The sequence below is a fragment of the Streptomyces sp. NPDC041200 genome, from assembly GCF_055591805.1.
Window position 1 is genome coordinate 549,206 of record NZ_JBVIZF010000002.1, and the last position, 13,015, is coordinate 562,220.

General features: G+C 72.6%; 11 protein-coding genes. 8 read left to right on the forward strand and 3 right to left on the reverse strand.

The genetic code is table 11. The annotated features are described in order from the left end of the window. The first annotated feature begins 53 nt into the window (after positions 1–53). A complete protein-coding gene (locus tag ACZ6CL_RS07700) occupies positions 54–1,445 on the forward strand; it encodes a hypothetical protein (protein ID WP_468932454.1) in 1,392 nt (463 codons plus the stop codon). A gap of 6 nt (positions 1,446–1,451) precedes the next feature. Here the strand turns inward: ACZ6CL_RS07700 and ACZ6CL_RS07705 are convergent, their stop codons facing one another. Further along, complete coding sequence (locus ACZ6CL_RS07705; protein WP_468932456.1) at positions 1,452–2,864, reverse strand: glutamate decarboxylase; 1,413 nt, start codon at positions 2,862–2,864, stop codon at positions 1,452–1,454. 87 nt (positions 2,865–2,951) lie between these two features. After that, positions 2,952–3,620 carry a leucine efflux protein LeuE gene (gene leuE, locus ACZ6CL_RS07710; RefSeq protein WP_468932459.1) on the reverse strand — a complete coding sequence of 223 codons (669 nt, stop codon included), beginning with the start codon at positions 3,618–3,620 and terminating at the stop codon, positions 2,952–2,954. A 140-nt stretch (positions 3,621–3,760) separates the two neighbouring features. Here leuE and ACZ6CL_RS07715 point away from each other — a divergent pair, with 140 nt between their 5' ends. From ACZ6CL_RS07715 to ACZ6CL_RS07725, 3 genes are all read left to right on the forward strand, one after another. Further along, a complete protein-coding gene (locus ACZ6CL_RS07715; RefSeq protein WP_468932462.1) occupies positions 3,761–4,519 on the forward strand; it encodes a MerR family transcriptional regulator in 759 nt (252 codons plus the stop codon). A 179-nt stretch (positions 4,520–4,698) separates the two neighbouring features. After that, positions 4,699–5,394, forward strand: a complete 696-nt coding sequence (locus ACZ6CL_RS07720) for a DedA family protein (RefSeq protein ID WP_468932465.1) — start codon at positions 4,699–4,701, stop codon at positions 5,392–5,394. Positions 5,395–5,637: 243 nt separating this feature from the next. Continuing rightward, on the forward strand, positions 5,638–7,347 hold the full coding sequence (locus tag ACZ6CL_RS07725) for a threonine/serine exporter family protein (protein ID WP_468932468.1): 1,710 nt from the start codon (positions 5,638–5,640) through the stop codon (positions 7,345–7,347). Positions 7,348–7,414: 67 nt separating this feature from the next. Here ACZ6CL_RS07725 and ACZ6CL_RS07730 read toward each other — a convergent pair whose 3' ends face one another. After that, positions 7,415–7,906 (reverse strand): inorganic diphosphatase, encoded by a 492-nt coding sequence (locus tag ACZ6CL_RS07730; RefSeq protein WP_009716864.1) that lies wholly within the window; start codon positions 7,904–7,906, stop codon positions 7,415–7,417. Positions 7,907–8,154: 248 nt separating this feature from the next. Here ACZ6CL_RS07730 and dacB point away from each other — a divergent pair, with 248 nt between their 5' ends. The 4 genes from dacB to hpt all read left to right on the forward strand — a co-directional run bounded on the left by dacB (position 8,155) and on the right by hpt (position 12,816). Then, on the forward strand, positions 8,155–9,645 hold the full coding sequence (gene dacB / locus ACZ6CL_RS07735; RefSeq protein ID WP_468933314.1) for a D-alanyl-D-alanine carboxypeptidase/D-alanyl-D-alanine endopeptidase: 1,491 nt from the start codon (positions 8,155–8,157) through the stop codon (positions 9,643–9,645). Between the two features lie 107 nt (positions 9,646–9,752). Further along, the gene (locus ACZ6CL_RS07740; RefSeq protein ID WP_468932471.1) at positions 9,753–10,892 is read left to right on the forward strand and encodes a zinc-dependent metalloprotease; all 1,140 of its coding nucleotides are present in this window, start codon (positions 9,753–9,755) and stop codon (positions 10,890–10,892) included. A 200-nt stretch (positions 10,893–11,092) separates the two neighbouring features. After that, positions 11,093–12,214 carry a tRNA lysidine(34) synthetase TilS gene (tilS, locus tag ACZ6CL_RS07745; RefSeq protein ID WP_468932474.1) on the forward strand — a complete coding sequence of 374 codons (1,122 nt, stop codon included), beginning with the start codon at positions 11,093–11,095 and terminating at the stop codon, positions 12,212–12,214. Between the two features lie 62 nt (positions 12,215–12,276). Then, positions 12,277–12,816 carry a hypoxanthine phosphoribosyltransferase gene (gene hpt / locus ACZ6CL_RS07750; protein ID WP_468933317.1) on the forward strand — a complete coding sequence of 180 codons (540 nt, stop codon included), beginning with the start codon at positions 12,277–12,279 and terminating at the stop codon, positions 12,814–12,816. The last annotated feature ends 199 nt before the right edge of the window (positions 12,817–13,015 follow it).

Below are 13,015 nucleotides of genomic sequence, written 5' to 3' on the forward strand. Positions count from 1 at the left end.
CCACGTATGTCACACCCGCTCCCGCCGTCGCCGGATGCGGATACGGTGCACGTATGGGGAACGACACGGCGGGCACGGGGGCGGCACGGACGAGCAGGCCCGGTTACGCCCTGCTCCTCGCCGCCGGGCCGATGGGCAAGCAGCGGCTGATGGACGCGGCCGCCGCGCTGCCCCAGCTCGCGGCCGTGCCTCCGGCCGCGCTGCTGGGCACGCCCGGCGGCGCCAGCGTCGTCCAACTCGTGGACCCCGCCGATCCGCAGACCGTGCTGACGCATCTGCGGACGGCGGCCGCCCATCCGGGCCCGGTGCTCATCTATCTCGCGGGTCAGCTCACCCTCGACCACAAGCAGCGGCTGCCGCACCTCGCGCTGGCCCGTACGACGCCGAGGACCGCCCGCTACAGCGCGCTGCCGTGGCACTGGCTGGCCGCCGAACTGGCCGGGCGGCCGCAGGGCAGCACCACGGTGCTCGCCGATCTGGTGGCCGACGAGACGGCCTGGCCGCGGCTGTCCGACGGGCGGTTGCCGGTTGACACGCTCGCCTCCGGGCTGACGCTGTACGGGACGATCGCCCCGGCCCCGCCCAAGCGGCGGATCGCGGCGCCGGTCTACAGCCGCGCCCTCGCCGGGCTGCTGCGCGGCGCCGCGGACAGCCCGGAGTTCGCCCTGCTGCACCAGCAGGCCGCCGCCGAGGCCGGGCTGGGCGCCGGGCCGGGGCTGCTGCTGGGCGCACCGGTGGAGGGCTACGCGGCGTACGAGGCGTCGCGGGCGTACGACGTGGCGAGGGCGTACGAGGCGCCGGGCGTGTACGAGGCGTCGGGAGCGCCCGGCGTGCCCGGCGGGTACGAACCACAGGGCGCGCACGGGACCCGCGAGCCCCAAAAGCCCCAGCACCCCCAGCAGTTCCAGGCACCCGCCGTACCGGGCGACGCCGCGCCCCCCGCCTCACCGCCCCCGCCCGCCTCGCCGCCCAGGGCCACCGCGCCCGGGAGCGCCCCGGCGCCCCAGCCCGCTCCCGATCCGCACGGCGCGATATTCGAGGCCGCGCACGCCGGGCGGCACAGCGAGGCCGCCTCGATGGCCGCGGCCTGGGAGCAGGAGGCCCTCCGGTCGGCCGGTCCGCGCTCCTCCGAAGCGATCCACTGGCTGGAGGTCCGCGCCGACCTCGCCCGGCTCGCCGGGGATCCGGCCCGCGCGTGCGAGCTGTGGCTGTCGGTGGCCGACGCCCGGCTGGGCAACGGCGAGCCGACCGGGCACCCCGAGGTGGAGGGGGCCGTGGACCGGGCCCACCACCAGTGGCAGTTCGTCCAGGAACCGGCCCGGGCGCATGCCCTCGCGCCGATGCTGATCGATCTGCGGGGCCGGGTCCCGGGCCGCAGACCGGGCGCCCTGGAGGCGGTGCGGCGCAGGGTCGAGCTGCTCCGCGCCACCGCGCGGGCGCGCTGAACCGACTTAGTGATGGAAGGCCGTGGCGACGGTCTCGGACCGCCCCATCGGACCCGGCTGCTTGCGCAGTTCGGGCAGGAGCGTCCGCAGATCGCCCAGGAAGAGGTCGGACAGGTCCGCCGAGAAGCCGTTGCGGCACACCACCCGTAGCACCGACAGGTCCTCGCGGTGCGCCGGGAACGAGTACGCGGGCACCAGCCAGCCGTGTTCGCGCAGCCGCCGTGACACGTCGTACACGTCGAAGTTGGTGATCTCCGCCGCCGTCGTGAAGGCGAAGACGGGCAGCTGGTCGCCGCGCGTGAGCATCCTGAAGTCGCCCAGCTCCGCGATGCGTGCCGAGAGCGAGCAGGCCACCTCGCGGGTGGTCTGCTGGACGGCGCGGAAGCCGTCCCGGCCGAGCCGCAGGAAGGTGTAGTACTGGGCGGCCACCTGGGCGCCGGGCCGGGAGAAGTTGAGCGCGAAGGTCGGCATCTCGCCGCCCAGGTAGTTGACCCGGAAGACCAGTTCCTCGGGCAGGCACTCCGGTGTGCGCCACAGCGCCCAGCCCACGCCCGGGTAGACCAGTCCGTACTTGTGCCCCGAGGTGTTGATGGAGGAGACCCGGGGCAGCCGGAAGTCCCACAGCAGGTCCGGGTCGAGGAACGGCGCCACCATCGCGCCCGAGGCGCCGTCCACATGGACCGGCACGTCGAGCCCGGTGCGCTCCTGGAGGTCGTCCAGGGCCGCGCACACCTCGGCGACCGGCTCGTACGATCCGTCGAAGGTCGAGCCGAGCACGGTGACGACCCCGATGGTGTTCTCGTCGCACAGCTCGGCGGCGGCCCGCGGGTCGAGGTGGAACCGGTCGCCCTCCATGGGGACCTGCCGCGGCTCCACCTCCCAGTAGGCGCAGAACTTGTCCCAGCACACCTGGGTGTTGATCCCCATGACCAGGTTCGGCCGGGCGGTGGCCGGATAGCGGACGGGGTTCCGCTTGGCCCAGCGCCGCTTGAAGGCCAGCCCGGCGAGCATGCACGCCTCGCTCGACCCGGTCGTGGAGCAGCCCATCACGGCCTCGGGGTCGGGGGCGTGCCACAGGTCGGCGAGGATGGTCACACAGCGCCGCTCCAGCTCCGCGGTGCGCGGGTACTCGTCCTTGTCGATCATGTTCTTGTCGCGGCAGTCGGACATCAGCCGCCCCGCCTGCGCCTCCATCCAGGTGGTGACGAAGGTGGCGAGATTCTGACGGGCGTTGCCGTCGAGCATCAGCTCGTCGTGCACCAGCTGGTACGCGGCGGAGGGCGCCATGGGCCCGTCCGGGAGGCAGCGGCGCGGCGGGTTCGTCGTCATGCCGCTGACCGGATCGGCCACGCCGTAGAAGGGGTTGACCGAGATGTCGGGCCGCTTGCCCGCGTCGCGCCTGCCGCCGTGAAGTGCCATGCCCGTTAAATTACGGACATACGGCGCAAATGCCCGATTCCCGCGCCGTCTGTCCGTGCCGTCTGCCCGCGCCGGCAGCCCGTGCCGTCAGCCCGCGCTGCTGACCGACAGCTTCGCCGCGAACCCCAGGAACGCCGCCCCCGCGCCCGCCGACAGCCCGGCCGTCAGCCGCTTGCGCCGCCGGAAGAGGGCCGCGAGATACGTACCACCGAAGATCAGCAGCGACAGATACGTGATGCTGAACAGCTCCGCCCACGCGCCCAGCGCCACGAAGGACAGCGCCGGATGGGCGTACTCCGGATCCACGAACTGCACGAAGAAGGAGATGAAGAACAGGATTGCCTTCGGGTTCAGCAGGCTCACGACCAGGGCGCGGCGGTAGGGCCGCTCGACCGCCGGGCCCGCGTCGTTCTCGGCAGGGGCTTCGGCGGCGGCCCGCGCGCTGCCCGGCCCCTGGCGCCACAGCTTCCGCGCCCCGCGCAGCATTCCCACCGCGAGCCAGGTCAGATAGCCCGCACCGGCGAACTTCACCACGGCGAAGAGCGCCGGGCTCGCCTGCAGCAGCGACGCCACGCCGCCCGCGGACAGCGCCATCAGCACCGCGTCCCCGCACAGCACCCCGGCGGCCGCCCGGTAGGCGGTACGCGGACCGCGGCGCGCGGCGACGGACACCACATAGAGCGAGTTCGGGCCCGGCAGCAGGATGATCAGGGCGAGGCCCGCCAGATACGTCGAAAGATCGGTTATCCCCAGCACACTCGGCAGGATGCCAGGGAGCGCGGATTCCGCCCGGACGATTTCGGCATACGGACTTGCACCTCACGCGACGTGAGGCGCCACCGTGGAGCGCGTACGGCACACCCCGTACACCAACACCAGGGAGAGCGGACCAGGTCATGAGCTACTCGGTGGGACGGGTCGCGGGTCTCGCGGGCGTCACGGTGCGCACGCTGCACCACTACGACGAGATCGGGCTGCTGCGCCCGAGCGCCCGCAGCACGGCCGGGCACCGGCGGTACGACGACGCCGACCTCGACCGGCTGCAGAGCATCCTGTTCTACCGGGAACTCGGCTTCCCGCTCGACGAGGTGGCGGTCCTCCTCGACGACCCGGACGCGGATCCGCAGGCCCACCTGCGGCGTCAGCACGCGCTGCTGAGCGACCGGATCGAGCAGCTCCAGAAGATGGCCGCCGCCGTCGAACACGCCATGGAGGCACGGAAGATGGGCATCAACCTGACCCCGGAGGAGAAGTTCGAGGTCTTCGGGGACTTCGATCCGGACCAGTACGCGGACGAGGTCGAGGAGCGCTGGGGGAACACCGAGGCGTACCGGGAGTCGCAGCGCAGGGCGGCCACGTACACCAAGGAGGACTGGCAGCGGATCCAGGCCGAGGCCGACGCGCTCAACGAGCGCTTCGTCGCGCTGATGGAGTCGGGCGCGGCGCCCGAGTCCGAGGCCGCGATGGACCTCGCCGAGGAGCACCGGCAGGGGATCATCCGGAACCACTACGACTGTCCCCATCAGCTCCACGCCTGCATCGCCGAGAACTATGTGACGGACCCCCGCTTCACCGAGAACATCGACAAGGCCAAGCCGGGCCTCGCCGCCTACCTCCGGGACGCGATCCGGGCCAACGCGGAGCGCCACGGGTAGCGGGCCTCATGGGCGAGGGGGCGGGCGGCCAGCGGGAACCACGGGCACCCACAGGGCGTTGATAGCTTTGGGCGGCACACTGCGAAGCGATGTACCCCGCAGCAGTCCGTACCCCGACCCTGCGGCCGGGCCTCGCACGAGCACGAGCCTGCACCCCTCGACCCAGGAGCCTGTGACCCGTGACCACCCTCGCGCTCGGCCCTCAGTGGCTGGACCCGGACTATCTGATCGAAACCTTCGGGCTGCTCGGCGTGCTGGCCATCGTCTTCGCGGAGTCCGGCCTGCTCATCGGCTTCTTCCTGCCGGGCGACTCGCTGCTGTTCACCACCGGTCTGCTGGTCACCACCGATGTGATCAAGCAGGAGCTGTGGCTGGTGTGCACGGCCGTCGCCGTCGCGGCGATCGTCGGTGACCAGGTCGGATATCTCTTCGGCCGGAAGGTCGGGCCCGCGCTGTTCAACCGCCCGGACTCCAAGCTCTTCAAGCAGGAGAACGTGGAGAAGGCGCATGAGTTCTTCGAGAAGCACGGCCCGAAGTCGCTGATCCTGGCCCGTTTCGTGCCCATCGTGCGCACGTTCACGCCGATCATCGCGGGCGTGAGCCGGATGAACTACCGCTCGTTCATCATCTTCAACATCGTCGGCGGTGTGCTGTGGGGTACGGGCGTGACCCTGCTGGGCGCGGCGCTCGGCAAGGTCGACTTCGTCCACAAGCACGTCGAGCTGATCCTGGTCGGCATCGTCCTGCTGTCCGTCATCCCGATTGTGATCGAATATTTGCGGGCCCGTGGCAAGTCCAAGAAGGAGGCCGCCGAGGCACCGGCCGGGCCCGCGGCCGACCAGCAGGGGCCGCGCGGCCGCCACGCCAAGCGCTGACCGGGCGCCACGCCGAGCGCTGACCGGGGCGCCACGCCGAGCGCGTCGGCCCGCCCGGGGTTCCGTTCCCCCGCCGATCTTCACCGCCACTTCACAGGGGTCACTGCCCTACACACCCGTCGCGCACGCGGCCCCCACTCCCACTCGGCGGCCACCTGCCCGCACAATGGGCTTCGGTGGTCGCCGATGTTGCATCGTGGCTGCTGACAGAAGTGCACGGGGAGGCGGTCGAGGAGCGAGGCAGTGGGGTCGGAGCGACAGTACGGGCAGCGTGGCGCGGGCACGCAGGAGGCGGACACGGCGGCGGACCGCAAGCCGCAGTCCGATGAGGCGCGCAGCGCCTTCACGCCGCCCCAGGGCGTACCGAGGCCGCCCTCGCCGGATGGCGAGCACCCGACCTCGGAGTTCGCCATCCCCGAGGGGCTGACCACCGAGTGCGCCGTTCCCGAGCCGGAAAGCTCGGCCTTCGTGCCGCCCGCCGGGGTCACCACCTCGTCCAACCAGACCACCGGCGGCTTCCCGGCCTTCACGCCGCCGAACGGCATACCCATGGTCCGGCTGACCAAGGACGCGCCCTGGCAGGACCGGATGCGCACGATGCTGCGGATGCCGATCAGCGAGCGCCCGGCCCCGGAGCAGCGCTCCGAGCAGGAGGACGACACGGGCCCGGCCGTCCCGCGCGTGCTCGACCTCGTCCTCCGTATCGCCGAGCTGCTGCTCGCGGGCGGCGAGGGTGCGGAGGACGTCGAGGCGGCGATGCTCGGCGTGGCGCACGCGTACGGGCTCGACCGCTGCGAGCCCACGGTGACCTTCACCCTGCTGTCGGTCAGCTACCAGCCCTCGCTGGTCGACGACCCTGTCACCGCCAGCCGCACGGTGCGCCGCCGGGGCACCGACTACACCCGGCTGTCGGCCGTGTTCCGGCTCGTCGACGACATCACCTCGCAGGACGACTTCACGCTGGAGGAGGCGTACCGGCGGCTCGCCGAGATCCGCCGTAACCGTCACCCGTATCCCGGCTGGGCGCTCACCGTGGCCGCGGGCGGGCTGGCCGGAGCGGCGAGCATGCTGGTCGGCGGCGCGTGGCCGGTCTTCTTCGCGGCGGCGATCGGCGCGATGCTCGGCGACCGGCTGGCCTGGCTGGCGTCCGGGCGCGGACTGCCGGAGTTCTACCAGTTCGTGGTCGCGGCGATGCCGCCCGCCGCGATGGGCATCGCGCTCAGCCTCGCGGGCGCGGGCATCCAGTCGTCCGCGGTGATCACCGGTGGACTGTTCGCGCTGATCCCCGGGCGGGCCCTGGTGGCGAGCGTCCAGGACGGGTTGACCGGGTATTACATCACCGCCGCCGCCCGGCTGCTGGAGGTCGGCTACCTGATCGTCGGCATCGTCTGCGGCGTGCTCACCGTGCTGTACGGCGGGCTCCAGCTGAACGCCAAGCTGAACCCGGAGGCGGCGCTGGTGGGACAGCCGGAGCCGATCGTCCAGATACTGGCGGCGATGCTGCTGGCGCTGACGTTCTGCATCCTGCTCCAGCAGGAACGTCACACCGTGCTGTTCGCCACCCTCAACGGCGGGGTGGCCTGGGTGGTCTACGGCGCGCTCACCGACACCGCCGGCGTACCGCCCGTCGCCGCCACGACCGTGGCCGCCGGGCTGGTCGGCCTCTTCGGGCAGCTGCTCTCCCGCTACCGCTACGCGTCCGCGCTGCCGTACGTCACGGCGGCGATCGGACCGCTGCTGCCCGGTAGCGCGACGTACTTCGGACTGCTCGCGCTCGCCCAGGGGAATCTGGACCGCGGCATCCCCCATCTCACCCAGGCGGCGGCACTGGCCCTCGCGATCGCCATCGGAGTGAACCTGGGTGGCGAGGCGGCCCGGCTGTTCCTCAAGGTCCCGGGCGGCGGGGACGACCCCTCCGGCCGTCGCGCGGCCAAGCGCACCCGCGGCTTCTGACCCGGTTCCGACCTGCGTAAACGCCGAACGGGCCGGTCAGGTGACCGGCCCGTTCGGATGGGGTGGCTCAGTGGCCGCCCGACGCCTCCAGGCGCTTGATGGACGCCTCGACCTCGGCCTCGGCCTCGGCGCGGCCCACCCAGTTGGCCCCCTCGACCGACTTGCCGGGCTCCAGGTCCTTGTAGACCTCGAAGAAGTGCTGGATCTCCAGGCGGTCGAACTCGGACACGTGGTGAATGTCACGCAGATGCTCGACCCGCGGGTCCGACGCGGGCACGCACAGCAGCTTGTCGTCGCCGCCCGCCTCGTCGGTCATCCTGAACATGCCGATCGCACGGCACTTGATCAGGCAGCCGGGGAATGTCGGCTCGTCGAGAATGACCAGGGCGTCCAGCGGGTCGCCGTCCTCGCCGAGGGTGTTCTCGACAAAGCCGTAGTCCGCCGGGTAGCTGGTCGAAGTGAAGAGCCGACGGTCGAGACGGATGCGCCCCGTCTCGTGGTCCACCTCGTACTTGTTCCGCGAACCCTTCGGGATCTCGATGGTGACGTCGAACTCCACGGGTGGCTCCTCCATGATCAACACATACGTCTGGTGATTAAGTGTCCCCCACGCAGGTGTGTGGTGGCGAAAGGGGCTGGTCCGTCGTGCCTGAAGCCAGATCACGGCAGTTCAGGGAGTTGCTCGCGCGCGGTCGGACCCTCGTGCGGGACCAGTGGCGCCACGTCGCCGCCGCCGGGGTCCGGCTCCGGGACCTCTGGTGGAACCGCCCGGTCCGTGAACGGCCGTGGCACGGCCGGATCCGCGACCTGTGGCACCGCGCCGGGCTCAGCGACCGCTGGCGGCGCACTCCGCCCCAACAGCGCCGCACCTGGCGGCTGGTGGCCGTCTCCGGCACGGTCGGACTCGCCGTCGCCGCCGGGTCCGTGCTCGTCGCCGGGCCCTGGGACACCGGTCAGCGTACGGCCGAACGCGCCCGCGCGGCCCGGGGGCCGGACACGGGTGGCGAGCGTCACCCCGGCAGCCCCGCCCCCAGCGCCGCGCCCGTGCTGGCCGCCCTCGGGGCGCCCGGCGCCGTGCCGTCGCCGGACAGCGGCGAGGACGCGGTGCCGCCGCCCACCGGCGGCGGGCTCGCCGACGCCCTCGAACCGCTGCTGGACGACCCCGCGCTGGGCGGTGAGCGCTCCGCGTCCGTCGTGGACGTGACGACGGGACAGCAGGTGTTCGGGACCGGCGCGCAGGGCGCCGTGGTGCCCGCGTCGACCATCAAGCTGGCGACCGGCGCCGCCGCGCTCTCCGCCCTCGGCCCCGACTACCGGATCAAGACCACCGTGGTCCAGGACGGCGGCGACAGCGGCCGCGTCGTGCTCGTGGGCGGCGGCGACCCGACCCTCACCGCCCGCGAGGCCAAGGGCGACGAGAGCCCCGCCTCGCTGCGCCGCCTGGCCGACGACACCGCCCGCGCCCTCAAGAAGCGCGGCACGGCGTCCGTCCGGCTCGGGTACGACACCTCGCTGTACTCCGGGCCGGATCTGCACCCCATCGGCCCCAACGAGAACATCTCGCCCGTCACCGCGCTGATGGCCGACGAGGGCAGGCTCGACGACAGCGACCACGGCCCGGCCGCGCGCTCCGAGGACCCCGCCGCCGACGCGGCCGGAACGTTCGCCTCGATGCTGCGCGACCGCGGCGTCGAGGTGACCGGCGACCCGGAGAGCCAGACGGCCGGAAAGCGCCCCCGGCCGCTGGCCACCGTCCGCTCCCAGCCGCTGTCCGCGCTCGTCGAGCGGATGCTGACCAACAGCGACAACGACATCGCCGAGGCGCTGGCCCGGCAGACCGCCGTCGCCTCCGGCCAGACCGCGAGCTTCAGCGGCGCGGCGAAGGCCGTCACCGCCCGGCTGAAGAAGCTCCGGCTGCCGGTCTCCGGCGCCCGGATCGCGGACGGCAGCGGACTCGACCGCGACGACCGCGTCTCCGCCGCGCTGCTCGCCCGGGTCCTGGTACGGGCGGCGGACATCGGCCACCCCGAGCTGCGGCCGCTGCTCACCGGGCTGCCGGTGGCCGGATTCAGCGGCACGCTGCGCACCCGCTACGGCGCGGACGCCGTCGGCCGCGGCGTGGTGCGCGCCAAGACCGGCACCCTGACCGGGGTCAACACCCTGGCGGGCAGCGTCGTCGACGCCGACGGGCGGCTTCTGGTCTTCGCCTTCATGACCAACGGCACCACGGACCCCACCGGCGCCCAGCGCGCCCTGGACACGATGGCCTCGGCGCTCGCCAACTGCGGATGCCGGTGAGACGGGGGCGACGTGGGTGACGCGTCGCCCGGCCGGGCCGGGGGCGGCCGGGTGTGCGGGGCACTCGTCTCCTCCCGGATGCGGCGCGGGCCACGTACCGTGAAGCCATGACGAGCATCGGTGGTGTGGAGATGGTCGACTGGAACCTGGCCGTCGCGACCGCGACCCGGCTGGTGCGCCCGGGACCGGAGGTCAGCCGGGACGAGGCGCGCGCCGTCGTCGCGGAGCTGCGTCGGCACGCGAAATCCTCGGAGGAGCACGTCCGCGCCTTCACCCGGATGGCCGTTCCCGGCGGCCCGGCCGCCGACACCCCCGTCCTCGTCGTGGACCGCGCGGGATGGATCCGGGCCAACGTCGCGGGCTTCCGCCAGATCCTGTCGCCGCTGCTGGGCAAGATGCAGGACCGCCGCGGCGGACTGCCCGGCGGGGCGGTGCTGGGCGCGGTCGGCGGCAAGGTCACCGGCGTCGAGCTGGGGATGCTGCTGTCGTTCCTGGCCTCCCGGGTGCTCGGCCAGTACGAGACGTTCGCCCCGGCCACCCGCGAGCTGCCGGCCGGAGCCGCGGGCGGCGGGCGGCTGCTGCTGGTGGCGCCCAACATCGTCCACGTGGAGCGCGAGCTGGACGTGGCCCCGCACGACTTCCGGCTGTGGGTCTCGCTGCACGAGGAGACGCACCGTACGCAGTTCACGGCGGTGCCCTGGCTGCGCGACCACATCGAGTCCGAGATCCAGGCGTTCCTGGGCGAGACCGACGTGGATCCGGCCACCTTGCTGGAGCGGATCCGGGAGGCCGTCCAGTCGCTGGGCGGCGGGCGGCCGGACGGCGAGGAGGCCGCGGAGCGCGGTGGCGCGTCCAGCATCATCGAGCTGGTCCAGACCCCGGCCCAGCGCGAGATCCTGGCCCGGCTGACCGCCGTGATGTCGCTGCTGGAGGGGCACGCGGACTACGTGATGGACGGGGTCGGGCCGGACGTCGTGCCCTCCGTGGCCGAGATCCGCGAGAAGTTCCAGAAGCGGCGGGCGAGCGGCGCGGGCCGCCTCGACCAGGCGCTGCGCAAGCTGCTGGGGCTCGACGCCAAGCTGCGGCAGTACCGTGACGGTGAGCGGTTCGTACGGGCCGTGGTGGAGCAGGTCGGCATGGACGGCTTCAACCGGGTCTGGACGTCCCCGAACACGCTCCCGACCAAATCGGAGATCAGCAAACCCGCCGAGTGGGTCGCGCGGGTGCACCGTAAGGCGGAGTCGTAGAACCGGCTCACTCGGGAACGGACGAATGCTCCCGTTAATCACTCGTCCGAGGGACCGTTAGCGACGGGTAGGCGTGCGATGCTCGGGGAACAGCTCGCTTCTGTCACCATCGACATACACAGCGTGACGAAGCTCCCCGCGTAACGACACTCTCGTACGCCCCCCGAGGCACCCCCTCGCATGACAGATGGGAAACGGACATGGGTCCCCATCCAGCGGTCGCCGCGATACGCCTGGCGGTCCGCCGCGTCCTCCACGACGTCCTCGTCGACTCCCCGGCCACCTCCGCCACCGCGCCGCCGTCCCCGGCTCCCCCCGGCTCCCCGGCCCAGGCGCCCGCGCCCCGCGGCTCCGTCCCCCGTGAGGCCCGCCCCCTCGTGCTCGCCGCCGTCTCCGGCGGCGCCGACTCCATGGCCCTCGCCTCCGCGCTCGCCTTCGAAGCCCCCCGGCTCGGCCTGCGCGCCGGAGGCGTCACCGTCGACCACGGCCTCCAGCCGGGCTCCGACCTGCGCGCCGCCGAGGTCGCCGAGCGGATGCGGGAACTGGGCCTGGCCCCCGTCGAGTCCATCGCCGTGTCCGTCGGCCGGGACGGCGGCCCCGAGGCCGCCGCCAGGGACGCCCGCTACGCCGCCCTCGACGCCGCCGCCGAGCGCCATGACGCCGCCGCCGTGCTGCTCGGGCACACCCGCGACGACCAGGCCGAGACGGTTCTGCTGGGCCTCGCCCGCGGCTCCGGCACCCGCTCGCTGTCCGGCATGGCCCGCGTCTCCGGCACCGGCGGCCGCTACCGCCGCCCCTTCCTCCAGCTCGACCGGCACACCGTCCGCCAGGCCTGCCTGGTCCAGGCGCTGCCCGTCTGGGACGACCCGCACAACGTGGACCCGGCCTACACCCGCTCCCGGGTCCGCCACGAGGCCCTGCCGGTCCTGGAGAAGGCCCTCGGCAAGGGCGTCGTCGAGGCCCTCGCCCGCACCGCCCAGCTCTCCCGCGACGACGCCGACGCCCTCGACGCCTGGGCCGCCCGCGCGGAGGCCGACGTCCTGCGCACCGCCCCGGCCCCCGCCCCCGGGGCCGGGTCCGGTGAGCCGGACTCCGTCGAGCTGGACACCGTCGGGCTGCACGGCCTGCCCCCCGCCGTGCGCCGCCGGGTGCTGCGCCGCGCCGCCATCGCCGCGGGCGCGCCCGCCGGTTCGCTCTTCGCCCGTCACATCGAGGAAGTCGACCGGCTGATCACCGGCTGGCGGGGTCAGCGGGCCATCAACCTCCCCGGCCGCGTCGAAGTCCGCCGGGAGGGTGGCAGACTGGTCATCCGGCAGGGCTGATCCGCCCGAGCCAGATGAGCCGGTTACGTCGAACGAGAGTGGCGCGGGTGGACGACAAGGACATGGGCACCGACCTCAAGTCGGTCCTCATCACCGAGGAAGAGATCAACGCGAAGCTGGCCGAGCTGGCCGCCCGCGTCGACGCCGAATACGAGGGCAAGGACCTGCTCATCGTCGGCGTCCTCAAGGGCGCGGTGATGGTGATGGCGGACCTGGCGCGAGCCCTCTCGACGCCTGTCACGATGGACTGGATGGCCGTGTCGTCGTACGGCGCGGGCACCCAGTCCTCGGGCGTGGTGCGGATTCTCAAGGACCTGGACACCGACATCAAGGGCAAGCACGTCCTGATCGTCGAGGACATCATCGACTCCGGCCTGACGCTGTCCTGGCTGCTGTCGAACCTGGGGTCCCGCGAGCCCGCCTCACTGAACGTGTGCACGCTGCTGCGCAAGCCGGAGGCGGCCAAGGTCGCCATCGACGTGAAGTGGGTCGGCTTCGACATCCCGAACGAGTTCGTCGTCGGATACGGCCTCGACTACTCGGAGAAGTACCGCAACCTGCGGTTCGTCGGGACCCTGGCCCCGCACGTCTACGGCGGCTGAGACGCACCGCCTCCCCCTGGGAACCTGGCGCGGTTTTCCGCCGTTGGAGCAGGGGAAGGCGGATGTGTTAACGCTCCACGGCGGCGTCGGGTGACAATGCTGGGGTACCGTCCGAAGGTCAGTCTTTTTCGAGACTGAGGATTACACAGCTCATACACCACTAAATACACCGCAATACACCGCACGCACAGGCGCCCCT